The organism is Catellatospora bangladeshensis, assembly GCF_016862575.1.
GTDB lineage: Bacteria > Actinomycetota > Actinomycetes > Mycobacteriales > Micromonosporaceae > Catellatospora > Catellatospora bangladeshensis.
Genome location: NZ_BONF01000011.1, coordinates 15,602 through 39,383, shown reverse-complemented (window position 1 = coordinate 39,383; position 23,782 = coordinate 15,602). Strand labels below are relative to the sequence as shown.

The following is a 23,782-nucleotide window of genomic DNA, read 5'->3' as shown; positions in this document are numbered from 1 at the left end:
CTCCCCGCTCTCAACACCAATACGGCAAGAGAGTCAGCCTAGGGTAGTGCGGCGCTCACTTGGAAGCCGGACATTCGGTAGGAGGTCATCGACTTACGGGCGTCGCGGCACAGCGCTATGCCTCAGTCGGTCGAGGTCCGGCACTCGCCTTGTAAGCGGCCTTCGCCGCTTTGACGATCGTGAGGGCGGCGCCCGGCTTGGCGTGCTTGACGTTCAGCGGTGGCTCAAGGCTGTCGATCAATATCTGCTCGTGCTGCTCCGGGTCTTCGCCGCGGAACCAGGTGAGACGCAGGTTGGCGTGCATCCACGTTGTGAGACGCTGCTCATCGTCCGGCACGAGGACCACGTGGCCATCAGCCCACGTGGTCCTGTAGCCCTCGGTCGGCATCAACAAACCGGCGAGGGTACGACGCAGAGTCGACCTGCGGGATCGAGCCAGGTGCTCCCTGATGACCCTGGTACGGAGCCCACCACCCTTTCTCTCCGCGATACCGAGGTAAAGGAGGCGGACGGCAGGGTCATTGCCGTTCGTGGGGCCGGGAAGGTTGGTGAAGACCGTGGGCGCTGCCCACCATGCATACATGCCGACGGCACTCGGCACGTGGCTTGCCGCATCTGCGAGGATCAACGGTGCGGCGTTCAGGGCGGCAGTGACGGACCGGAGGGTATCCGGTTCCAACGGCGAGTTCATGCGGGCCATCTTCTCGTCAACGTGTGACACGACCCTATTCAACTACCGGCCTGTCAAGACCAACCTGCACCCCAACTCGGCGCTCTCCTCGCCGCTGGCGACTCCGGCCCCCTTCTGCCGGCCTGGCGAAGAAGTTGCGACGGGTTCTGCTTGAACCCGTCGCACCTACCGTGTGAACGTCGTCGGCGGCGGCAATGAGCCTTATAACCGCCGTAGACGCCGCCATACTGATCGGCAGTATTGGATGAGGGGGTGCCGCCCGCCTGGCGTGTCGATTCGTGCATCGGCAAGCAGTTGACGGTCGTGCTCGCGGTTGGCCTCGATCTCTGGTTCGGAGTACCGCCTAGCCCATCGGATGGACCCACTGTCGATGAAGTAGTGGGACCGGCACGGAAGCGTCCAGTTTCCAATTGACGGTCGCAGCGACACGGTACCGTCGAACGTCAGCACCCACTGCGCTCGCGATAGAGGCGTTATGACTTCGTGGCCGCACCCGCAGCAGCACAGGTGAGCTGCAGTGGAGTAGGCGCCAGAAACATAGAGCACCCCCGGTCTGAGAGTCGTCGGGAAGGTCGCGACGAACTCCGCGACCATGTTCGACACCCTGCTCACCCGGCCTCCACATTCCGAATCTCTCCTGTGAACACCTTGTACAGCGTCTCGACGGCGGCGGTGTGATCGGCGTAGTAGCCGAGATACTTCTTCCAGGCGATGACGGCCAGAATGGCGTTGAGCGCGTTGAGATCAGCCGTTTGGATATTCCGGTCATAGTCGTCTACACCGCCGCGAGCGACCGCTGGCGGTCGCGTCGGGCGAACATGGTCTTCCGGAAAGTGCGTCGTCACACGCAGCAGACCCGAGAGGTGTCCGTCGGTTTCCTCGATCCCCATTCCGACGTCGATGAATGGAACTCCTCGTCCGGACAGCCATGCCATGAGAGCAGGCAGGGACTCTGCGTCCGCTGCGGCGAGGAAAACAAACGTAGCCCCATCGAGGAGTGAGAAGTTCTCCTCGTCAAGATCCACAGGATGGGCAGTGATGCCGGTGTGCATGTGCGAGTACAGCGCAGCGAAGTACTCCGCCTTGTTCGGTCTGCGACGCAGCTCCTCGATGTCCGCGGCGCCGGGTGCACGGAAGGCGTTGTGGTTGTCGAGGAAGTCACCATCGAACAAGTCGATGGCATCGACCCACGTCTTCGCAACCTGATCGAGAATGTAACTGCCTGTGCCGCCGAGGCCGACAATCGCGATCTTGTGGCCCTGGAACTTGCTGTTGAGCTCAGCAAGACCAGCGCGAGACGAAGCGGTGTCCCGGTACACGAAGGGCAGGCCATCCTCAACCTCGTCCCATCCCGCTCCGGGGGTCGCGGTAACTGTGGGATCGATTGCTTGTGCGGGATGGGACAGGATTCGCGCGTACGAGGTGACCTTCGCGTATTGGTCTGCGTACCCGTTTGGCGGCTTGCTGGAGAGCATGTAGTCCGCCGCGAGGTTCTTGGTGATCGGGCGGACTTGCGCCGACGCCGCTGGAAGCACCCTGCCGTGTTCGTCGCACGGCTGCTCGCCGACGAACCAGATCCGGTGGTCACCGCTGTCATCGTTGATCCGATCGCCGCTGACCGTAATCGGGTACGCCAGGCACCCGTACGCCACCGCGCCGGAGGGTGTGACGTACGGGACCTTACGAACGATCAGATGTCCGCCCTGGATGGCGAGGTCGTAGCCGTCATCCAGGAGGCGGCTCGTGGACGGGTCACGAACGAGAGGTGCGGTAGACATCGAAAACCATGCCATCCTTGACGTGTACGCCGTGGCCGGCCGTCAGCGAGCCGCCGCCGTGACCGTCCGGGCCACGGGAGTACTCGATCGTCGCCGTGTCGCCGTCACCCAGCGGCTGATTGGGATACGCAAGGTCGTACGCCTGCTCGTAGGAAATTTCCTTCTCCGCCCACTCGTACGAGCGGGTATTCACGATGATCGTTACGGGCTTCTTCCCGTGGTCGTCCTGGCTCATGCCGTATCCCCAAGTCAGTCGGGCTCGAATGCGGGAGAGGTTTGTTGCACAAACTGCCCCGACATCCGAAGATTGCGTGAGTGACGCTACTTGAGAAGACTCGATGGTGTCAACGACACGATCGAGTGACGTGCTGGCCGTTTGTGACGCAAACCCATGTTTGTGTGATTGACACTCGGGGGCGTGGACCGGCAGAATTCGGCACATGGACGGCGGCGATGTCAAGGAGTTCTACGAAGATTTTGGACGGCGCGTCCGCGTGGCTCGGGAGAAGGCGGGCGTGACCCAGGGTCAGTTGGCGGCACGCATCGGCCTGACCCGGTCTTCGATTGCGAACCTGGAGGCTGGCCGCCAGAAGGTTTTACTGCACGCGATGTATGGGATTTGCGATGCACTCGACCTCGACCCGGCTGACCTCATGCCGGAGCGACGGAAATCGAAGGATGTCGACCTTGTGAAGCTCAACGAGCAAGCTAGTAGCTTTCCCGCAGATGATCGCGCCTTCGTGCTTAACGTCGTAGGTGCCGTCCGCAGGTCGGTGAGTGCCCGATGAGCCGCCTCGAAGCTGAAAACGCCGCCAGCCAGTTGCTAAACAAGTACGGCATCGACCGGTTGCCGGTCCCCGTCGAGGAAATCGCTATGTGGGAGGGTGCGCAGGTCGTCCGGCAACGCTTCGAAGGCGAACAGTCCGGCTTCATGTACCGAGAAGGTCGCGAGCGCATCATCGGCATCAACACCAGTTCGGGTCGCAGACGGCAACGATTTACCATCGCCCACGAGATCGGTCACATGACTCTCCACCTGCAGGACCCTCTCGTGGTGGACCGGGAGGTTAACTGGCGAGATGAGAACTCTAGCCTTGCCGTCGACCCCAAGGAGATTGACGCGAACGCCTTCGCTGCGGCGCTGTTGATGCCCCAAGACCTAGTCGTCCGCGAGGTTAGGTTGGCCGCTCAGCGTTCCGACCTATCAGGCCGCGACCGAATCATCTCTTACCTGGCCCAGATATTCGACGTCAGCACCTCGGCCATGAGCTACAGGTTGATCAACCTCGGTATCTACTCCTGACGCCGCCTCAACTATCCGGCGGGCAGCGCCCGGCAAGACAAGGCTGAACACAACGCAGAGGCCGGTTAGTCCACAACAAAAGACTGGCCTGCCAGTGCCGGGTGACACGGGCAGGCCCATACGTTTGATGTAGTGAATCGTCTACTACGGCAGTCACGTTTGACGGCTGAGCTGCTGTAACTCGCGTCGGCGGTAGTGACTGGTCCGTGCGAGGGCTTGGTGTCGGCGTCGCCAGTAGGACCAGCGCAGCAGGTGGGCGATGTCGGGTGGCGTGTGGTGCAGCGCGTTGATCAGGCGCCGAGTCTCGGCGACGGTCAGGGCGACCATCTCGGTCGTGGTGGTGCTGGCCAGGGCCAGGGTGGTGAGGGTCAGGACCGCCAAGGCCAGCATCGCCAAGATCGTGAACCGGTGCCATGAGGTCCAGTTGCGGCATTGGTACTGGTCCAGACCGACCTGCCCCTTCGCGATCTGGAACGTTTCCTCCACCGTCCACCTGCTGCCCGCGACCCGGACCAGGGTCCCCAGCGGCGCCGGTCGCGGGGTCCAGCAGCGGTAGAACGCGAGGTCGCCGTCGCTGTTGCGGCGGATGAGCAGGCTGTGCAGGCCGGGTCCGTCGTCGTGGATACCGACCCAGGCCCAGTCGTAGAAGCGCTCACCTTTGGAGCCGGGTCCGCAACTGCGCCGCTGCCACGCCAGCTCCGACAGCCACGACTCGGTCACGTCGACACGCTCCTTGACCACCGTGGTGACCTGGGCGTAGTGGTTGCGGGCCACGGCCAGGACGTAGCCGATGCCCAGTTCACGCAGCCGTTGCCGCAGTGCCGGGTCGCGGCCGTAGGCCTCATCGGCGGTGACGAAACCGACCCGCACGCCCGCGGCGACCGCCGCGTCGATCATCTGCACGGCCAGGGCCGGCTTGGTCGCGAACTCCAGGCTTGGCGGGATGCCGGCCTGCCTGCAGCGGTCGGCGTCGACGGTCCACGACTTCGGCACATAAAGCCTGCGGTCGACCAGCGCCCGGCCACGTGGCGAGGCATAGGCAAGGAACACCGCTACCTGGCTGTTTTCGATCCGCCCGGCGGTTCCGCAGTATTGGCGCTGCACCCCGACCGAGCAAACGCCCTTCTTCAAGAAGCCGGTCTCGTCGACCACCAGGACCGCGTCCGGGTGCGCCAACCCGTCGACGACCAGGCTGCGCAGATCAGCGGCCACAACCTCGGCGTCCCACACCGCCTCACGCAGCAGCCGCTGCATCCGCGAAGGACGCGCATGTCCGGCCGCCTCGGCCAGCTGCCAGCAGTTCTTCCTGTCCAGCGCCGTCAACAGCGCCCGTACGAAGTCCCTGGCCACCAGCCGCGGCTCGACCCGCGTGAACCGGCCCGCGATCCGGGCCATCACCTCGTCGAACACCCGTGATGCGGCAGGCCCTACGCTGTGCGCAGCGGCCACCGTCTTGCTTATTGACTTGTCCACAACATTCGATGATCAGGCGGTGGCCGCCCTCACGCATCCGGGCAGCTCAGAGCACGAACCGGCACTGCCGTACTACGACTCCCGCCTGCGGACGGCGGCAACAGTCACGGCAGGCCCCTGAGCGGTGTGAATGCGGTTCGGGTTGTGCCACATCGGGTCCACTGGTTCGAGTTCGCCCGATATCTTCGATACGGGCGAACTCGAACGATTACATGCAGGGCCGTGTCGTCGCTGCCACCGGAGGTCCCGCGTACCTGTACCTCGCCGTTGTACACCACGACCCTGGACGCAACCGTGGTGCGGGCGGGACGACCGGTGTCGCCGTCGGGGCTGTCTGGCAGGATGCGTCTGGTCCGTTCGTGGTCGAGTTGGAGTGGCATCGGTGAAGGCAGACGCGCTCAGTCCTCGTCAGTTGTTCGACGGCAAGATGCACTACGAGATCCCGCCCTTCCAGCGGCCATATGTCTGGAACGAAGAAGATCAGTGGGCGCCTCTGTGGGCCGACATCGTTCGCGTTGCCGAGAGTCATGTGATCGCCGATGGCGCTGAGCCGGCCGTGCCGCACCACTTCCTCGGGGCAGTCGTCTACGAGTCGAAGCCTCCAGTCGTCGGGGATGTCACTCGACACATGGTGATTGACGGGCAGCAGCGCATGACCACGGTCCAGCTCGTGATCGATGCGGTCCAGGCGGTAATCGCCGAGCGTGGGCACGACCTACTTGCAGAGGATCTCGAAGAGCTCATTCTCAACCGTTCGACAGCCTTTCGGGGCAAGCCTGAGCGTTTCAAGCTGTGGCCATCCAAGCATGATCGGGCTGCATTCGCTCAGGCGATGGATCCGGCGCTCGATTGGGTGGGGGAGCACCGAATCATCTCTGCGCACGAGTACTTCTCAAATGAGGCTCGCGCTTGGCTCACCGGGACACCCGACGATGACGGTAACACCCCACCGGGAACTGAGCAGGCACGTGCGGCGGCGCTCTCGTCGACGTTGCGGGACGGGCTCTATATCGTCGCGATCAACCTGACGGGCCACGACGACTCTCAACTGATCTTCGAGACGCTTAACGATCGCGGGACACCGCTTCTCAAGGCTGATCTGATCAAGAATTGGGTTTTCCAACAGGGTGCGAAGGCTGGCGCCGACGTCGAGGAATGGTCAGAGACGCACTGGGTCGACTTCGACGATGACTGGTGGCGCGCCGAGATTGTCCAGGGGCGTCACCAGCGCTCCCGTATCGACATCTTCGTGCAGTACTGGCTCACCATGCGATTGAGCGAAGAGGTGAAGACCGAGCAGGTCTTCCGCGTCTTCACTGAGCACGCGGCGCCATACATGTCCAATCGGGCAGGCGCGAGCCAGCTCCTGAGCGAGTTCCGTAGGGACGCGGATACCTATCGCGCCTTAGCGAATCTCCCGGAGGACACGGCCCAGGGGTCGTTCTACTCCCGCGTCATCGAGACGATGGGACTCGCCGCGACCAGCCCGCTGCTGCTGTGGCTGCTTTCGGACAATCACAAGGTGCCGGAAAAGCAGGTGGAGACCGCCCTCGGGGCATTGGAGAGCTGGGTCATGCGCCGCACGCTGCTGCGGATGACCATGAAGGACGTCAACAAGACCATGGTCTCCATCCTCAAGCTTCTCGATCGAACTCCGATCGACTCGGCTGGCGATGCTGTCCGGGACTTCCTCGCTGCTCAACGTGCAGACGCGCGCCTATGGCCTACGGACGACATGATGAAGGCGGAGCTTCCCTCGCTCAAGCTTTATGGACACATCCGTCAAACTCGTCTCCGCGTCGTGTTGGAGGCGATCGAAAGAAATCTCCGGACCGAATTCCACGAGAACGTCACGCTTCCGGCCAAGCTTGAGATCGAACATGTCATGCCGCAGTCATGGCGAACCCACTGGAACCCAGAGCCACGGCTCACGCCCGAGCAGGCGGCTGACCGTGACCGACGCATCCAGACGCTTGGCAACCTCACCCTGGTCGCAAAGAGCCTCAACGGTGCCCTGTCGAATCGGCCGTGGACTGACCCAGAGGCGGCCGGGATGACTCCCGGCGGTGAGGTTGGCCTGGGCAAGCGTAGTCTACTTGAGAAATACAGCCTGCTGGTGCTGTCCAGGCAGCTGATCAGGGACCATCCCGACGCTTGGACCGATGATGATATCGAAGCACGGGCAGCCAACCTGACTGATCACATCTGCGAAGTATGGGCCGGTCCACCCGCCGACGTAGTGCGACAGGAAACGATCGGGCAACCCAGCTATTCCGTACCTGCACAACAGCAGTGGAGTGAGGCCGCACCAACGAACGCGTCCCGCGACTCTGTCTGACTCTGCTCAGGTAGTTCCCGTAGGCAGATGATCACCGGATAGATCGAGCAGAACCCGGTGAGCTTCAGCGTGCACGGTATGGGCGCTGGACGGCTACCGAGCTGAGCTGAGGAGGACGGGCGATGGATGACCGAACGCGCAAACTTCTCGACGCCGCGGTGCGCGAGCAGCTTGACGCCCATGGGCGTGTTCTGTCGCCGTGGCGGGCGTACCCGTAGATCGAGCGGTTCAGCATCGGCTGGCGGATGGGCGACGGCGAGTGGCACCTGATGGTCTGGTGGCACTGGTGGGAGTCCGGCGGCATGGACGAGGCCGAAAGGACTGCCTACTTTCAGGCTGACGAGCCGCCGCACGAATGGCTGGATTGGGCCGCGCACCAGATTTGGCCGGACATGGACCTCGGCGATGCGGGCGTGCGCTACCTCGCCGAACACGGGATCGGTACACGTCCGCTGCTGTTCCGCGACGTGGACGGAACGCTCCTGCCGTTCGCCGGCGCCGCGCGGCAGGTGGGCGACGAAGCCAACCCGTTGCTTGCCGGGCTCGACCCCGAATACGGCCGCCGCCTGGCCGTGTTGCCGTGTGACCTGGTTTGGGCCACGACCTGGATGGCCGAAGCGAACGAAGTGCTCGCGCCCCGGCTCGGCCTGCCTCGTCTGCCCATCGTCGACTGGCCGGACGATCATGACGACGGTCGGCTGCCCTGGAAGACACGCCACCTTGTCGAGTGGGCCGCGGGGCGCCGGTTTGTGTGGGTCGATGATGAGATCACCGACGCCGACCGGAAGTGGGTGGCAACGAACTCCAGCGTTCCGGCCCTCCTGCATCGCGTGGATCCGCGCTGCGGCCTCACTGTCGCGGACTACCGGGCAATGGGTGAAGGAAGAAGGTTCTGCAGCGTAACCCCTACAGGGTGACCAAATGGACACCGCGGACTGCGGGTGGGTACGCTCTACACAGAGTCGAAAACGGGAGTGAAAAGGGAGAAACAGCCACAACTTGATATGGGTTGGCAAGGCGGCGCCCCAGGAGGTGCTCCACCGTGAAGGTGTCGAGACCCGGAACGCCGCCGTGAACAGCCGCTAGATCAACTGGATCGACGTCGACAGCGTCGGACCTGGTTGGGTTTTGGTTTGTGTTGCCCCCGATACAAACCCTTTACCAACATGCAGGTCAGCGCTTCGAGGTGCGTATGTGTCGCTGGCCGAGTTGAACCTCCACGCCGAGCGGTGACAACTCGGGCATCGGGTCGGCTCGGTGTTCCCATGAAGGTGGTGACGGCATGGGTACTCCGATGATGGGTCGATGCGCGACGCGACAGGGTTTCGTGACTCCGGCCGCACGGACCAAATCGCGCGCAGGCTCCGCGTCGCCCTCAGTAACGGATGGCCGGCAGCGAGGGTTGGGGTGGGTCGCAAAACACGTGGCCGGAACAGTGTGAATAGCCAGTCGGAGTTGCGTGTGGGACCAGCGAGGGTGCGTCCTGCTGATGACGACGATCACTGCTGCGTTGTCACGCTCACCGTTCTGCTTCGGCTTGGCCTTGTTGGGCTTGGCCGATGGGTGTGCCTTGGTCGCTTTCGCCGACGGCCCGTTGCCGGGTCGGGTGGTCGGCTGGTTGCCCTTCGACGCGAGCAGTGTCGTGCAGTACGTGACCAGATCCTGGCCAGCCGCAGCGGCGCGCAGGGCCGCGTACTTCGGGCTGTCGATTGCCTTTGGTCTGTCCTTGTCCGCAGTGGCCAGAAAGGACCGGCACATTCCGTGTAGGTTCGGCGCGGGCGAGGGGGAGAGCGACGGACTGGGCAGCAGCGAGGCCGGCGGCGAGGCGCTAGCGCCGGGGCTGGAGCCGGAGGCGGACGTGCCGCCTGGACGGGAGGCAACCGGCGCGGTCCGGTCCGGTGTAGCTGGAAACGGGCTGGGCAGCACGCCCGAGTGCGCCGCGAAGGCGACACCGCCGACGGTGAGCGCAGCGACGACCGCCCCGACCTTGAGCGCGAGGGCACGCCCCAGTCTCCTGCGGGTCCGCGCAACATGCCGGGGGTACGCGGCGCGGAAGGCCGTCATCACCGTGGACGCCCCGGCCAACTCCTCTGGTCGCCCCGGTGCGGCCGCGAGCGCCAGCAGATCGCCGACCGGTCCATGGCCGGGGACCTGTGTCCGAGCGCCGTCGAGCATCCCTTCGCACGCATCGGGGTCGAACGCGTCGGTCGTATGGAACTCGCTCATGTCACCTCGTTGGGCGTCGGGTCTGTGCCGGGCGTCAGCCCGCCCTGCACCGGGTGGTGCGCGCGAGCACGTCGGCAAGACGGCGCAGGCCCCGGTGGGCGGCCATGCGCACCGCTCCGGGCCGCTTGCCGAGTACGTCGGCGGCCGCTTTCGTGTCCAGTCCCATCACCGCCCGCAGCAGTACCGCCTCGGCTTGGTCGGTGGGTAGCGAGGCGATGAGCGCCAGCGCGCTGTCGGTGGTCATCAGCTGCTCGGCGTCACTTTCAGTGGTTTCGCGCGCGGGCAGGTGCGCCATGGCCTCGGCCGGGACGGGCACCGACGGGCGGCGCTGGTGGTGCCGCAGGTGGTCCATGGCCCGGTGCCGGGCCACGGTGGCCGCCCAGCGTCGGAACCCGTCAGCGTCACCACGAAAGGTGTGCAGGTCGCGGACGATCTGCAGCCAGCTCTCCGAGGCGACGTCCTCGGCGTCCGGGCCGACCAGGACCCGCAGGTAACGCAGCAGCGACGGCTGAACCGCCAGGTAGATCCGATTGAACGCAGCCTCGTCTCCGCGCTGAGCCGCATTCACCGCCGCCGTGAGGTCGGCGATGTTCGGGCGCAGCTCGGCCACCGGCAACTCCCCTCGCGCGTCACTGAGCGTTTCATTGTGCTCACGATGCGCCCAGCTATGAGAACCGGCCCACTGGACGGGGCAGCCCGGCCACGCCGCCAAAAACCGGCTCATGTTCACGTCCAGCGCAATCCCCGCCCTCGGAGCTCCACTTCAGGCGGGGGCGATTGGAACCCTCAGCCTCCGCTGAGCATGACCCGCTTCGACGGACATCCTGTCCGTCAAAGCGAGGCAACCTCATGCTGATCTGGCGCTCGCCGGGCCATCGCGTGACCTAGCTGTCTTCGCGAGCCATCGCCGCCGGAATCCGCCGCGTGAACCAGGTACAGGCTGAGCGCCGTGCCCGACCGTGCCCGATCGCGCCCGATACCGCGGTCACCGAGGGCCGATCGGGGATACGGCTGGATCGGCCTGGCCGCCCCGCTAGCTGGGATTTCGCCAGGCCGACACCCTGCTTTCAGCGGCGATCGAGAATTCCTAAACCACCAGCCGGAGGGTCACCGCGATCATCAGCTACTTCTCGGACGGGGAGACTTGGCACCGGTCGGAGCTGCTAGGCCGACGGGGTTAACTCACAGCCCAGGCGCATTGGCAGGTAGCGAAGTGAGTCGGCTAACGAGCGCGTGAAGCGCCTCGATCACGATCCTGCGGTCGTATGTCAAAACGGCATCGTAGATCTGCGATTCGCCGTCGCACGTACGCGTAGGTTCGGCACGATGCGCAAGCATTGCGGCTGCGAAGTGGCTGCCCACCGCGATGAGGACGCGTTCGTCTAGCAGCGGGTCGGTATCCGGCAGCGGCACGACGTGGACTCCGGCTCCCAGAGGAGCTGGTGACTCCTGACCGAACACAGCAACGGCAACGCCGCGCTTCGCGATATGGCTGTAGGTCATCCAGGTCTGTTCATCGAAGGGCGTGGTCTTGGGGACCACGGCGAACAGCATGCGGACGGCATCGGTGTGCTGGGCCATCTCCTCCAGCAGGCCGCACAACGGCACGAGCATGTGCTGGCTCATGGGTAGCGTCCGGACGCGATCGCGTATCGCCGCGAACGGGGTGGAGGCACAGCCCGGGTATGGGGTGACGCGGGGCAGCGGGTCAGCGGACAGTTCGACCGCCGTCGGCAGCCGGCCGGGCCGTCCGAACAACCAGCCCTGGCCGAGAGTCGCGCCGATGGCGCGGGCCGCTTCCAAGTGCTCCGGGGTCTCAATGCCCTCGCAGAGCACTGCGGCTCCAGTCGCCTGAGCTTCCATTTTCACTGAGTTGATCACGAGCGTACGAGCCCACGATGGTTTGTCGCCCTGCGTGACACTCCGGTCCAGCTTGATCACGTCTGGTGCCAGCATGGAGATCATATTTAGGCTGAAGGGGTCGACGCCGACATCGTCGATCGCGATGCGGCCTCCCCGCTGCCGGAATGTGGTCACCGAACGCAGGATGGACGCAGGATTGCCGCCCCGGCGTTCGGTGATCTCCAGGACGAGGTCCAGCTCTTGCAGCGCTCGTTCATAAGTGGGCAACAGGTCGACCGGGCAAGGAGTGCCGAGCGTATCCGGGTCCACGTTCAGGAACAGCGGAGCGTGGCGCATACCTCTGTCGAGAGCCTCAGCGCAGGCCGTGACGCCGCAGATCCAGTCGAGTTCCGCGGTCACGCCGCGATGTGCGGCCTCGGCGAAGAGCGCTGCCGGGGTCTGGTACTGGCTGCCGTCGGGACCGCGCGCCAGCGCCTCGAATCCCACGGGCCGCCCGTCCCTGAGCGAGACAATGGGCTGGAAGACAGGACAAACAGCGCGGGCAGCGAGCAAGGCGTCGAAAGGGTCACGAGCCGAAGTCGCAGTCTGCATCCCGGCCCCCGAGCGATCACGCCAAGACACGCGAACATGAGTCGACTTACTGATCGTACGCGGCAGAGGTGAATAGCGACGTCAGCTGACGTATAGCAGTGCAGGGCCGCAATCGAGCCGACCGTAGCGCGGGATCCGGACCGCAACACGGCGTCTGATCTCGCATGACGCCTCCCGCGACCGCGTCGCCAATAACTCGGGACGAAGAGGCGGCAAAGGGAAGATTCCCGTCAATCGTGAGTTGACGGGAATCTTCCCTTCGCTGGGATGCCGGATCGGCGTGCATCGCGCCCCAGGTGAGCGTCGAAGGACGCAGCGTGGTAACGCGCCAGCGCATCTGACAGGGCGGATTCAGGCTGGATGTCGACCGCCGGCCGGTCAGGTCCAGCCACGGGAACCGCTCGTCAAGCCCGGTCGGTGCTGTCATCAGGATGCGGTGTACCTCGGCGAGCGTGCGGCCCATCACGGCCTGGTCGTCTGATGCGGTAGTCAGCGGGTGGCCGTCAACCCAGCGCAGCAGCGCCAGCGAGCACGGCCGCTGCCTGGCCGCGTGGCTGGCGATCGGGTCTGAGTCACGAGTTGGACGGCTGGAGCGAACAAGATGGCACCGCGGCTCGGCCTGCTGGGTTCTTCCACGGCGGCCTCACCGACGCAGACCATCGCGCCATCGCATAACGCTGGAGAAGGAAGATTCCGCAGCGTAACCCCTATGGGGTGACCAGATGGATACCGCGGACCGTGATGGGTGCGCTCTACACAGAGTCGAAAACGGGAGCGGAGGGGGAAAAGGGCCACAACTTCATAGGGGTTGGCAAGGCGGCGCCCCAAGAGCTGCTCCACCGTAAAGGTGTCGAGACCCGGAACGCCGCCGCGATCAGCCGCTAGATCAACTGGAGCGACGTCGACAGCGTCGGACCCGGTTGGGTTTTGGTTCGTGTTGCCCCTCGGACACACATTAAGTACATGATCCACTTGGGCTGGCCTCCGCTTTGATCAAGCGGGGGCCTGGTTCGTATGTGAGGCGTAGTCGGAGTTTTCGGTATAGCTCCCCCTTGTCTGCCGGGTGGGCTGCGTTAAGGATTGCCGCGACGCCCGACATGGCTTCGACCAGGGGCCGGATCTCGTCGGCGAATCCCGTCAACGAGCGGCTCCGGTCAACGCGTCGGCCAGGGCGCGGGCAGCCTCGGCGGTGATACCCAGGGCGATCGGGACCTGGCGCGCGCTTCGGCGCGAGGAACAGACGGGTATCGGGTTGTCCGGACCGGCCGACCAAGTGTTCTGCTGGTCCTCTTCTCGGCCGACCAACTTGTCCGCGAACCCTGGTGCGGACTCTTCCGAGATCCCGCACTGGATCAGGGCGTGGGTCACCACCTCGGTCACCTCACTGGGCGTAGCGGCGTCGCCGAGCATGGGCAGCAGGAGAAGCAGCCGCTGCGCCGGATCGCTCAGCCCGGGTTCGGTGTCGCAGTCCGGGGAGTACGCCGCGATCGTGGTCAGTTCCTGCCAGGACAGGCCGGGACCGGAGTGGCTGGGGCCGATGTTTCCGAGGTATCCCAAACGCCCCCAGTCCGAGTGCCGGACGATGAATTCGACGTTGTTCTCGTCCTCGTAGCTGGCGTAAATGACCAGGATCGTGTGTCCACCGCCGAACGGGATCTGGAACACGGGCCACGGCAAGGCGGCGTCGCTGAGCCGCTCGACCATGGAGTCGTAGGCCGCTGCCGTGACGCCGTAGTCCTGCGGAGCGTCATCCGGGTCGCCCATGGTCAGCAGCAGGTGGGCAAGCCAGAAGGCCGGCCCGAAAGCAAGGTCGTCGCCCTGGACCAGATCGTCGTTCGGGTACTCCGGTATGAGCAGCGGCTGATGCACGAACGAAGGATATGGGACGTTCACGGTTAGCTGGTGAGCCGCGGTGACTCGCGTCGGCGGCGGTAGTGGCTGGTCCGCGCGAGGGCATGGTGTCGGCGTCTCCAGCAGGACCAGAGCAGTAGGCGGGCGAGGTCGGTTGGTCGGTAGGTGCAGCCTGATGTGCTGCCTCTCCGGTCCGCGGTCACGACGGTTCATCACCTCAGCTGGTGGGGCGCTGGGATCGTTCGCGGGTGACGTCGGTCCAGGGGCTCCACGCGAACCATCGCGGGATGGCCGAGGTGATCCTGGGTGGCCCGGCGACGTCGATCCGGCCGTCGGCGGTGGCCTCGGCCCAGGTGCGGTAGCCCTGGAACACGTCGGCGAGGTCGGCGGTGGTCGAGGTGACGATGGCATCGCTGTCGAAGCCCGGATGCTGGTGGCAGACCGACACCTCGCCCCGGTCGAGCACCAGCCAGATCGTCTGCGGTGCCGGCGCGGTGTGCCGGAATTCCAGCACCGTACGAGCCGTCGGCAGCCCCTCCGGCCGGACCCGGCGGTGCATCCACCACATGAGCGTGGTCGGCGGCACATCGTGCGGGCGGATCTCCTCGAACAGCCATTCGATCGCCCACCGCGCCATCGCGTCGATGACCCGTTCCAGGTCCTTGCCGGCCGCTGTGAGGCGGTACTCGCTGCCACGCCCGGTCGGCGCGGGCCAGGTCTCGACGACTCCGTGCTTCTCAAGGTGCCGCAGTCGCTGGACGAGCAGCGAGCGGGAGATGCCGGGCATCGCCCGCGCGATGTCGTTGAACCGGGTGTTGCCGAGCACCATCTCCCGGAGGATCAGGGGTGTCCAGCGGTCCGCGACGACCTCCGCAGCTAGCTGGACCGGGCAGTAGTCACCGTAGTCAGGCATGGACATATCGTCGCAGCGCCCCGGCGCGGCTTGTAGTCCTGAATCTGTACCAGCCAGGTCGCGATTGTGGACTAGTGGCGGGCCTACGCCGCCACCGACGCTGGGTGCATGACGACAACGACCGAGCCGATGGCTCAGCAGACCACCGATCTCACCGAGCGGGCCGCGGCGGTCGGCGCCACACTCGCCGAACACGCCGCCCGGCACGACGCCGAGGGCAGCTTCGTGACCGAGGCGTATGACGTGCTCCGCTCCGCCGGCCTGCTCAAGGCGGGGGTGCCCGTAGAGCTCGGCGGCGACGGCGCCACCATCGCCGAGCTGACCGCGCTGCAGCGCGAGCTCGCCCAGCACTGCGGTTCGGCGGCGCTGGCCAGCTCGATGCACCAGCACGTCGTCGCGTTCACCTCGTGGCGGTATCGCCGCAATCTGCCCGGCGCCGAGGCCACCCTGCGCCGGGTGGCGGAGGAGGGCATCATGCTCGTCTCGACCGGCGGCGGCGACTACACCCACCCGCGCGGCGAGGCGGTCAGGGTCGACGGGGGCTACCGGGTCACCGGCCACAAGCGCTTCGCCAGCCAGTCGAACCATGGCACGGTGATGGCGACCATGTTCACCTGCGACGACCCCGAGCGGGGCCGGCGGGTGCTGAACGTCGCGATCCCGCTGGCGTCACCGGGCGTCACCGTCGCAGACAACTGGGACACCCTCGGCATGCGCGGCACCGCCAGCAACGACATCCTGCTCACGGACGTGTTCGTCCCGGATGAGCGGGTGCTCGCCAATCGCCCGTACGGCGTGGTCGATCCTCCCCTGCAGGTGATCTCGCAGATCGCGTTCCCGATCATCTCGGGCGTCTACCTCGGGGTGGCCGAGGCGGCGTACCGGGCCGCGCTCGCCGGTGCCGCCCAGAAGGCCGAGAACGTGCTCGTGCAGCGCCAGGTCGGTCTGATGCGGCACAAGCTGCGGGTCGCCTCGTGGGCGCTCGACGGTGCCCTGGCGGCGGTCGGTGACGATCCCAGCCCGTCCCCCGAGGTCTACCTCGCGGTGATGTCGGCCAAGAACGAGGTCGCCGAGGCGGGCGTCGCGGTCTGCGATCTCGCCATGGACGTCGCCGGCGGGTCCGCCTTCTTCAAGGGCTCGGTGATCGAACGGTGCTACCGCGACATCCGCGCGGCGAAGTTCCATCCGCTGACTGCCGAGGACGCCCTGGTCGAGACCGGCCGGCACGCGCTTGGCAGCAAGGGCCTGCTCGCCTGACGACAGCAGCCTCTCCAAGCCTGAGCAGCATGTCCGACCCGCGATTCTGGCCCATCCAGGTCGCGGCCGGCCCGGCGACTCCGCCAAGCTGTCGGAAGACTGTCCATGCCGGAGCCCATGGTTGCGGTCGCCGAGTCCGGCCGAGGATCGTGTCAAGCCGGCCGGGCCGCCTGAGGTGCCCATTTGACGCAAGGTCGGCCGGGCGGCGTCATGACCATGTTGGCTCCCGCCCGGCCTGGTGATCACGCAAGCAGCAGCTCACCAGCCATCGTGATCATTTACTTCGGGTTCATGCGGCCCCTCGGACACGGCAACGACACGGCCTTCATTCCGCTCACGCCCTGCGCGCGAGCCTCCGGGAGGGGCATCCGTGACGAAACCGCGACCCACAGAAGCTTGGGCGCCCCGTGCAGCCGAACAAGGCGAGCTGCACGGGGCGTCTTCGTTGCCGTTCAACCACGACTCGGCCGAATGCACGTGCACTCTGCTGAATCCGACGGCGGCTGACGATAGAAGCGATTCACCGGACACGTTCGGCGAGCCTCAGCTCAGTCAAGTAGCGCTTGACGACTTGGCCCCCGTAGTCGACGTCTATGAGCCGCGCGATGGAGTTCAGCAAGGCGCTCTGCTGCGCGTCCGGCAAGGCCCGGTGGCCGGAGTAGGTCAGCAGCAGATCCAGGTAGTCCGCTGTCGAGTACGGCAACTCCCACTCGTATCGGTAGAAGCTCGCAGGCCCGAACCGTTCCGACGAGGTCAGCTCCCGATCGTCTTCCGGAATGTCTTCAGCACCTTCAAGACGCAGCCCCGGTGGGGTCGACGGGTCGAAGCGCTCGTAAAGCTTCTGAATCTCGGCGAAGAACGCCTCGGTCCAGGTGCCACCGGCGATGTGGTGGGTTCCCACGGTCGCCAGCAGACCACCGAGACGCAAGGCGTCGGCAGACTTCGACACCCGCACGGCCGGATCGATCCAGTGAAACGCCGTCGCGGAGAAGACCACGTCGAACGGTTCCGCAGGCAAGGGCCACTCCTCGAACGCTGCCGTCACGACCTCCACCGAGTCGGAGCCGGCAAGGTTTCTTCGAGCCACGGCAGCCATGTCTGCGCCCAATTCGACGGCCACGATCCGGCAGCCACGTTCCGCCAACGGCACGGTCGCCTGCCCAGTGCCACAGCCGATCTCCAACACCCTTGCACCGGGCGCGACGCCGGCCGCAGCGAGATCATCGAACATCTGTGCCGGGTACCGGGGCCGTGCACGGTCATACCGTTCAGCGTCCTCGTTGAAGGTTTCTCGCAGCCTCACGTAGTCATTGCTCTCGCTCACCCCGAGAGAGTACGGGTGCCGCTCCTGTGTGACCGCTAACGCTAACGCTGACGTAGAGATATGCAGTGCTTGAGCGATTGGAACAGGGCCGCGCTTATCCGCTCGGGCGCGGGAACGCCATGCTCGCCATGATGAGGGCACCTCACTTGACGGCCGCAGGGATCTGCGAGCTTCGTGGGGTAGTCGTTGAGCTGGTCGATGCTATCGGCACCAGGCGCTCTTTACGCGTTGTGGGTGAAGAACCGGTCGCCGTCGAACAGATGCAGTTCCCGAACAGGCTCGCCCGTGAGGCTGTAGGCCTTCGCGCGTACCGGCACTATGGCCACGTCGGAGTCGATCGGGTCATCTGGCGGTTTTCGCTGTCCATTGTCGACCGTCGTTAGGCTGAGCGGCATGCCATGGTGGAGATTGCCTCTGTCGGCAGAGCCGTACCGGTACGCGCTTTTTGTCGTGCTGTCCGTTCCTCTCGCCGTGTGGGCGGTAGTGGACGGCGGCGAAGCGCAGCGCCTGGTCGCGACCGCCCTGTTGCGCCGGGAGCCGCGGCGGTCCAGGCTATCCGGGCTCGCCGCGGTGCCAATCGATCTGGTCACGCTGGCCGTGACCGGGTACTGCTGGATCGGCGTGGTGGTGAATCTCGCGTACCCGACAAGATCATTGTTCGGCATGAGCGGCGAGTACCGCGACTCGTGGGGCGGTCCGACGCTCGCCGGCGCCTGGGCGGTACACGCGCTCGCCGGCATTGTCTTCCTGCTGCTCGTGCCGTGGATCCTGCGCGCGTACGTGGCAGTGTGGCGCCGGGTGATGGGTGCCTGATGCCGGTCGGGTACCTGCTCACGGTGACACTCGTGTCGTGGGGCGTCACGTGTGCGCTGACCCGGTGGCGTCGACCCGGTCCGGTTTGCGCGATACCGGCCCTGCTCGTCAACGAGTTGCCCTTCATCGTCGGGTATGTCCTGGTCGCTTCGACGGTGCTTGCCCTCATCGAAGGTGACCTGGACTCGGTGGCCGGGGCAGTCGGTGCCGGTGTCGCGCTGCTCGCGCTCGCCGGGCTGGGGGTGATCGTGGGCCGGGCGACCCGCGCGCACGCGGCGCTGCACCTGGACGGGCGGCCGCACCGGCCGTGGGTACGGATCCTGGCCGCACCCTTCGTCCAGGGCGCAGGGAATCTGGTCCGGGTGCCCGACCGCAGCTACGGCGACGGCCCGTCCCCAACGGCACAGGCAGCCAGATCGCGCCGTACGCTGGACGTGTACCACCGGCGCGACCGGCCGTCCGGCGTGCCGGTCCTGCTGCACCTGCACGGCGGCGGCTTCCACTCCGGAGACAAACGGCGCGAGGCGCGGCCGCTGATCCGCTACCTCACGGCAACGTGCGGCATCGTCTGCGTCAGCGCGAACTACCGGCTGCAGCCGCAGGCGACCCTCGCCGAACAGGTGGCCGACGCCCACGCGGCCATCGCCTGGGTACGCGAGCACGCCGCCGAGTACGGCGGCAATCCCGAGGCGCTGTTCATCGCGGGCAGCTCGGCCGGCGCGTACCTGGCGATACGGGCGGTCGGTGAGCGCACAGACGCCATTGCGGGGCTCATCGGCCGCTACGGATACTACGGCGACCTCACGCTACGCGACGGTCCGCCGCTGCTGGTCATCCATGGCCAGAACGACCTCGTGGTACCGGCGTCGCACGCGCGCGCGTTTGCCGAACGGTCACGCGCAGCATCGCGCGCTCCAGTCCGTTACGCCGAGCTGCCCGGCGCACACCACGACTTCGACCTGTTCGAGTCAATCCGCTCAGCCGCGGTCAACCAGGCCGTCGCGGCGTTCATCGCAGATTCGACGAGGACCTCGCCGTCTCCGCCGGGCTGAACCCGTCCGGCCTCACCACGGATGAAGCGGAATAGGACTGCCTTCACGCAGATAGGACAACGCCCACCGCGCCTCCTGCCGTAGGAGTGGGGTGAGGCGCGGCTCGGCCAGGAATGCCTCGTACAAGGTCGTGCCTCGGCTGGGATCCGCGTCGGCGACACAGCGGATCGCCGCACTGCGCACCACGAGATCCTCATCGGCGAGGGCCTGCTCGACCGCCTCCTGGCTCGCCTGGCCGGTGTGCTTGGCCAGTGCCCTGACGGCGTTGACGCGGTGCAGGTAGTCCGGGTGCCGAGCCTGCTCGCAGAGGATGTGCGTAGCGCGCGGGTCGTCGATGTGGCCCAGGATCACGATTTCCGTGGTGCCGACGCGGCTCGGCAGGTGGGCGAGGAACTCCTCGGGCGCGACCGAGGCGGCGATGTGCAGGGCGGCCGACCAGCCGTCGCCCAGCTCCCGGCCGGTGGCTTTAGTGACCAGGTTCGCCCTGGCCCTGCCGTAGTAGAGGTCGAATACGCGTTTCGCCCCGGTGGGCCCGGCAGCGATCAGGGCTTCGTCGGCCCCGGGTTCCCAGTCGAGAACCTTGGCGATCACGGCATCGAGACCATCGTCCATCGGCTCATGATGCCATTGATCTTGCCGACCGCGGGCCTGCTGGCGGTGGCCAGGTTCTCGTGCATGGTGGGGAGGTCGCACACTGGCGTAGCCGACTCCAATCCTGTCCTACGTAGGCGGCGCCGTCACGTCCTTCGCGGTGTCGATGGGACTCGGTGGCATGGGGCTTGATCGGCTTCGCGGACTGTGTAGTAAGGCAGCTCGCCCCGAAGCGCGGCCGCGGGGCTGAAGTCGAACGCGTGCGGACGTGCGCCGGTCAGGCAGATCCACCTCTCCGCCGTCGTTGTGCCGTGGGTCAGCGGTGGCGGGGGACGATCTCGACGATCGTGGCCGTTCGGAGCGCTCCGGCTGCTCTGCCGCACACCGATGAACACCGACGTTGAAAAGGTGTTGTCCTGCCGGGCCCTGCCGACTCATACCGGCATGAGACCCATAGCCACGCTCGCCGCAGCTCTGCTGCTGGCCGCCGCTCCCGCCACCGCCGCCCATGCCGTGCCACCGCCGCAGGTGGCCGGCTTCGCCTACGCCGACCAGCCCGGCAACCCCCTCTATGTCGTTGCGACCGGCAACGAGTACAACTCCACCGGCGGAGCGATCCAGGTCAGCCGACCGGTCGTCGGCACGTACCGGGTGCGGTTCTACGGAATGGCGGCGCCTGGCGGGACCGCCCACGTCACCGCGCACGGCAGCAACAGCCTGTGCGTGGTCGCGTCCTGGTCGCCGGCGGCGGTTGACCTGGACATCAACGTCCGCTGCTACAACAACGCCGGGGTGCTGATCGACAGCAGATTCGTCGTCAACTTCACCAACCGCAAGCCGGTCGGCGTTCACGTCGGATACCTGTGGAACGACAACGCGGTGCCACCGGCGATCGGGCACACCCCGGCGCCTGCGTACTCGTACGACTCGGCGGGGCTGCCGATCACCGTCTTCCGCAGCGCCGTCGGCCGCTACCAGGTGGAACTGGGCGCCTTCCAGACCGACAGCCCGGGGCCGTGGGCGGCCGGCTACCTGCACGTCACACCGTATGGTGCGGCTGCCCGGCACTGCCAGGCGCTCGATCCCGCACTGGTCGTCGACCCGTCGGTGATCGAGGTGCGCTGCTTCGACGACACCGGCGCGGCGGTCGACACCCGGTTCGTGCTCACCTACGCCCGGCAGGCCGCGATGCTCGGCGGCTCCGGCGCCCGGACCACCGCCACCGTCGACCTGTCCGGTGTCGTGCCGGTGATGCGCGGCTGGACCAACAGCTACGGCGGCGCCCCGACCGCGACGATGATCATTCCCGGCGTGTACGAGATCGTGTTCCCCGGCGCCGGGCACCTCACGGGACACGCGGTGGCCGGCATCATGGGCACTCCACCGGCGTACTGCACGATCCAGTCCTGGTGGCAGAGCGCTGGCGACGAGCATCTGCTCGTCAACTGCTTCGACGGAAACACCGGCGTGGCGAACCCGGCCGTGCTGCTCAACGTCGCCTACATCGCCTAACCCGCAAACTGCTGACTGCCGCACGTCCCGAGGGCGCGCGGCAGGTCAGTGCGACTCGCGGCTGGCCGCCGGCCGCGGTCGCCCCGAGCGGGAAGCCGAGGTACGCACCGTGCCGGGGGCCTGCGGCACGTGGTCGACATGGAGCCGCTCCCGGCTGCAGACAGGGCTGACGAAGCCGGCGATCATGGCGGGGCTCGGGATCTGTGACCTCGCGCCGTCGTTCAGCCGGGCGGCGACCCGCGATGGCCGTCCCCGCTCGGCCATCGTGATCATGTAAGTAGCAGGTCACCCGCCATCAGGATCATGTACTGAGGGACACGAGACCGATTACGGGCGAGATGCAATCCGATCACCGTGATGGGTTGCTCGCTGTCGCGGGATACTGGCCGGTCGGGTCGGTCCTGGGCGACAGGGCCAGTACGGTCTGGTTGCGGCCTGCCTGCTTGGCGGCGTACAGGGCGCTGTCCGCTCGGGCGACCAGCTCATCCGAGGTTTCACGGCCGTTCCAGGTCGCTATGCCGGCGGAGAAGGTCTGGCCGAGGGGTGTGGTGTCGCGCAGCCGGTCGACCACCTGCCCTGCTCGGGCACCGTCGGCGTCGGGTAGCAGGACGAGGAACTCCTCGCCGCCGTACCGGGCGAGGTAGTCCACCTCGCGCAGCCGCCGCTGCCATGCAGCGCTGGAGGCGGTGAGCAGCCTGTCCCCGGCGGGGTGTCCGTGGGTGTCGTTGAAGAGCTTGAAGTGGTCCATGTCGAGCATGGCCACCGACAGAGGGACGCTGTCGCGGCGGGCCCGTTCGATGGCCCGGGGCAGCTCGATGGTCCAGGCTCGGCGGTTGGGCAGGCCGGTCAGTTCGTCGGTGTGCGACATCTCCCGGATCGTCGTCGCCTGCTGTTCCAGCCGCCGTATCAGCTGCGACATCCGTGTCGCCACCAGCAGGACCATGGCGATGCAGCCGACGGCGATGGCGAGGCCGTTGGTCACCCGACCCTGGGCGACCTGGAAGATCAACAGGGCGGGAGCGATCAGTGCCGCGCCGGTGAACAGGCAGATCGTGGCGATCTTCAGGTGGGCGGCCGGGGGCCGGTCGTGTTCGCCGATCTGGCGGGCTGACGGGTGCAGCGCGGCGGCACCGATCAGGGTGTACGCGAGCATGGAGGTCACCTGGATGAGGCGGCGGGTGGTGTCGTCGGGTGACTGCCCGAGCACGTGGAGGACGGCCCAGGCGATGTCGGCACACAGAAAGGCCGCCAGTGATCCGCTCATCAGCCACAGAGCGCGAGGACGCGGTCGGCGGGCGCCTAGGTGCAGCCTGATCAGCATCGCGGCGAGCATGAGGTCGCCGACGGGATAGGCGATGCTCACCAGGTGTCCGGGAATGCTCAAGGTGGGGTCCCCGGCGCTCGGCGCGATGACGAATATCCATGCGGGCAGGCTGAGTCCCGCGACGACCATGGTCGCGTCGACCAGTGCTCCCCAGTCCCGCCGGGCCTCACGCTTACGGATCAACAGGGCGAGCCCGAGTGCGAAGGCGGGGTAGAGGGTGAGGTAGAATGCGTCCGCCAGCGACGGCACCGAGGGCAGGCCCGTCGGATGGACCAGAGTGGCGTCGACGGCCTCGACGAGGAGTCCGGTGCTGTTGGCGAAGATCCCCACCGCGAAGCAGTACCAGGCTGCCCGGTCGCCGGTGTTGCGCCGGGCGCCGACCAGGATGGCCGTGGTCGCCGAGTAGCCGACGGCTATCTGCCACAGCACGGCCACCAGGCCGTCGGGTGCAGCGACGAAGAACCCTACTAGCGCTGCGAGCATGGTGGCTAGGTAGAGCACCAGGGTCAGCTGCGACATCAGGTTCCTCCATGCCGACCGTCGCTGGAACTGTTCCTGCGCTGAAATCCCCTTACGCCTGTCGCACCTCAGAATTTTATGCCGGTTTTGTCCGGTGCGGCGGTGCCAGGGCCGAACCGGAGACGCAATAACAGGTCCTGTCGGCCCTGCCGCGTCCGCTTCGCGTCGAGCTCCCAGGTGGGCCGGTGACGAGGCCGCCGATCAGCGCTGCGGGAGCAGGGGCGCCGCGACCGGCGGCCAGAAGGGGCGGTCGACCAGTCGGGATGTCGCATCAGCGCCTTCGTCGATGCTGCCACGTGGGAATGCTCCGGCGTGGCGATCGAGGCCGGGGAGGTGGCTGATTTGAGGATTAATCATAATAAT

General features: G+C 66.3%; 21 protein-coding genes. 8 read left to right on the top strand and 13 right to left on the bottom strand.

Annotated features, from left to right (window positions below):
• Nucleotides 1-115: 115 nt before the first annotated feature.
• The 4 genes from Cba03nite_RS10965 to Cba03nite_RS10955 all read right to left on the bottom strand — a co-directional run bounded on the left by Cba03nite_RS10965 (nucleotide 116) and on the right by Cba03nite_RS10955 (nucleotide 2,704).
• A complete protein-coding gene (locus tag Cba03nite_RS10965) occupies nucleotides 116-721 on the bottom strand; it encodes a GIY-YIG nuclease family protein (protein ID WP_203744870.1) in 606 nt (201 codons plus the stop codon).
• 171 nt (nucleotides 722-892) lie between these two features.
• Nucleotides 893-1,285: a ubiquitination-like system serine protease family protein gene (locus Cba03nite_RS40615; protein ID WP_373315739.1), complete on the bottom strand. Its 393-nt coding sequence runs from the start codon at nucleotides 1,283-1,285 to the stop codon at nucleotides 893-895.
• Nucleotides 1,286-1,299: 14 nt separating this feature from the next.
• Nucleotides 1,300-2,469, bottom strand: a complete 1,170-nt coding sequence (locus Cba03nite_RS10960; protein WP_203744868.1) for a ThiF family adenylyltransferase — start codon at nucleotides 2,467-2,469, stop codon at nucleotides 1,300-1,302.
• Nucleotides 2,444-2,704, bottom strand: coding sequence for a multiubiquitin domain-containing protein (locus Cba03nite_RS10955; RefSeq protein WP_203744866.1), 261 nt, complete (start codon nucleotides 2,702-2,704; stop codon nucleotides 2,444-2,446). Before Cba03nite_RS10955 ends, Cba03nite_RS10960 begins: the two co-directional genes overlap by 26 nt.
• A 205-nt stretch (nucleotides 2,705-2,909) precedes the next feature.
• On the opposite strand from Cba03nite_RS10955, the gene Cba03nite_RS10950 reads away from it, so the two are divergent.
• Both Cba03nite_RS10950 and Cba03nite_RS10945 read left to right on the top strand, forming a co-directional pair.
• A complete protein-coding gene (locus Cba03nite_RS10950) occupies nucleotides 2,910-3,257 on the top strand; it encodes a helix-turn-helix domain-containing protein (RefSeq protein WP_203744864.1) in 348 nt (115 codons plus the stop codon).
• A complete protein-coding gene (locus Cba03nite_RS10945) occupies nucleotides 3,254-3,772 on the top strand; it encodes an ImmA/IrrE family metallo-endopeptidase (protein WP_203744862.1) in 519 nt (172 codons plus the stop codon). Before Cba03nite_RS10950 ends, Cba03nite_RS10945 begins: the two co-directional genes overlap by 4 nt.
• A 153-nt stretch (nucleotides 3,773-3,925) precedes the next feature.
• On the opposite strand, the gene Cba03nite_RS10940 is transcribed toward Cba03nite_RS10945, so the two are convergent.
• Nucleotides 3,926-5,167 (bottom strand): IS701 family transposase, encoded by a 1,242-nt coding sequence (locus tag Cba03nite_RS10940; RefSeq protein ID WP_203745398.1) that lies wholly within the window; start codon nucleotides 5,165-5,167, stop codon nucleotides 3,926-3,928.
• Nucleotides 5,168-5,627: 460 nt separating this feature from the next.
• Here Cba03nite_RS10940 and Cba03nite_RS10935 point away from each other — a divergent pair, with 460 nt between their 5' ends.
• Nucleotides 5,628-7,583 carry a DUF262 domain-containing protein gene (locus tag Cba03nite_RS10935; RefSeq protein WP_203744859.1) on the top strand — a complete coding sequence of 652 codons (1,956 nt, stop codon included), beginning with the start codon at nucleotides 5,628-5,630 and terminating at the stop codon, nucleotides 7,581-7,583.
• Nucleotides 7,584-7,975: 392 nt separating this feature from the next.
• Nucleotides 7,976-8,500: an HAD domain-containing protein gene (locus tag Cba03nite_RS10930; RefSeq protein WP_203745396.1), complete on the top strand. Its 525-nt coding sequence runs from the start codon at nucleotides 7,976-7,978 to the stop codon at nucleotides 8,498-8,500.
• Between the two features lie 256 nt (nucleotides 8,501-8,756).
• On the opposite strand, the gene Cba03nite_RS10925 is transcribed toward Cba03nite_RS10930, so the two are convergent.
• From Cba03nite_RS10925 to Cba03nite_RS10905, 5 genes are all read right to left on the bottom strand, one after another.
• Nucleotides 8,757-9,809: a hypothetical protein gene (locus Cba03nite_RS10925; protein WP_203744857.1), complete on the bottom strand. Its 1,053-nt coding sequence runs from the start codon at nucleotides 9,807-9,809 to the stop codon at nucleotides 8,757-8,759.
• Nucleotides 9,810-9,843: 34 nt separating this feature from the next.
• Nucleotides 9,844-10,419, bottom strand: a complete 576-nt coding sequence (locus tag Cba03nite_RS10920) for an RNA polymerase sigma factor (protein WP_239125639.1) — start codon at nucleotides 10,417-10,419, stop codon at nucleotides 9,844-9,846.
• Nucleotides 10,420-10,991: 572 nt separating this feature from the next.
• Nucleotides 10,992-12,263, bottom strand: coding sequence for an EAL domain-containing protein (locus tag Cba03nite_RS10915; protein ID WP_203744855.1), 1,272 nt, complete (start codon nucleotides 12,261-12,263; stop codon nucleotides 10,992-10,994).
• 1,137 nt (nucleotides 12,264-13,400) lie between these two features.
• Nucleotides 13,401-14,132, bottom strand: coding sequence for a hypothetical protein (locus Cba03nite_RS10910; RefSeq protein WP_203744853.1), 732 nt, complete (start codon nucleotides 14,130-14,132; stop codon nucleotides 13,401-13,403).
• A 199-nt stretch (nucleotides 14,133-14,331) separates the two neighbouring features.
• Nucleotides 14,332-15,027 (bottom strand): winged helix-turn-helix transcriptional regulator, encoded by a 696-nt coding sequence (locus Cba03nite_RS10905; RefSeq protein WP_203744851.1) that lies wholly within the window; start codon nucleotides 15,025-15,027, stop codon nucleotides 14,332-14,334.
• A gap of 108 nt (nucleotides 15,028-15,135) precedes the next feature.
• Here Cba03nite_RS10905 and Cba03nite_RS10900 point away from each other — a divergent pair, with 108 nt between their 5' ends.
• Nucleotides 15,136-16,284, top strand: coding sequence for an acyl-CoA dehydrogenase family protein (locus Cba03nite_RS10900; protein WP_203744850.1), 1,149 nt, complete (start codon nucleotides 15,136-15,138; stop codon nucleotides 16,282-16,284).
• A gap of 520 nt (nucleotides 16,285-16,804) precedes the next feature.
• Here the strand turns inward: Cba03nite_RS10900 and Cba03nite_RS10895 are convergent.
• A complete protein-coding gene (locus tag Cba03nite_RS10895; protein WP_203744849.1) occupies nucleotides 16,805-17,608 on the bottom strand; it encodes a class I SAM-dependent methyltransferase in 804 nt (267 codons plus the stop codon).
• 393 nt (nucleotides 17,609-18,001) lie between these two features.
• On the opposite strand from Cba03nite_RS10895, the gene Cba03nite_RS10890 reads away from it, so the two are divergent.
• Complete coding sequence (locus tag Cba03nite_RS10890; protein WP_203744848.1) at nucleotides 18,002-18,421, top strand: hypothetical protein; 420 nt, start codon at nucleotides 18,002-18,004, stop codon at nucleotides 18,419-18,421.
• Nucleotides 18,421-19,473, top strand: coding sequence for an alpha/beta hydrolase (locus tag Cba03nite_RS10885; RefSeq protein WP_203744847.1), 1,053 nt, complete (start codon nucleotides 18,421-18,423; stop codon nucleotides 19,471-19,473). The genes Cba03nite_RS10890 and Cba03nite_RS10885 overlap by 1 nt, the downstream gene beginning before the upstream one ends.
• A 12-nt stretch (nucleotides 19,474-19,485) precedes the next feature.
• On the opposite strand, the gene Cba03nite_RS10880 is transcribed toward Cba03nite_RS10885, so the two are convergent.
• Entirely contained in the window at nucleotides 19,486-20,085 is a 600-nt protein-coding gene (locus Cba03nite_RS10880; RefSeq protein WP_203744846.1) for a HEAT repeat domain-containing protein, read from the bottom strand.
• A 423-nt stretch (nucleotides 20,086-20,508) separates the two neighbouring features.
• Here Cba03nite_RS10880 and Cba03nite_RS10875 point away from each other — a divergent pair, with 423 nt between their 5' ends.
• Nucleotides 20,509-21,576 (top strand): hypothetical protein, encoded by a 1,068-nt coding sequence (locus Cba03nite_RS10875; protein WP_203744845.1) that lies wholly within the window; start codon nucleotides 20,509-20,511, stop codon nucleotides 21,574-21,576.
• Between the two features lie 349 nt (nucleotides 21,577-21,925).
• Here the strand turns inward: Cba03nite_RS10875 and Cba03nite_RS10870 are convergent, their stop codons facing one another.
• Entirely contained in the window at nucleotides 21,926-23,419 is a 1,494-nt protein-coding gene (locus Cba03nite_RS10870) for a GGDEF domain-containing protein (protein ID WP_239125638.1), read from the bottom strand.
• Nucleotides 23,420-23,782: the final 363 nt, after the last annotated feature.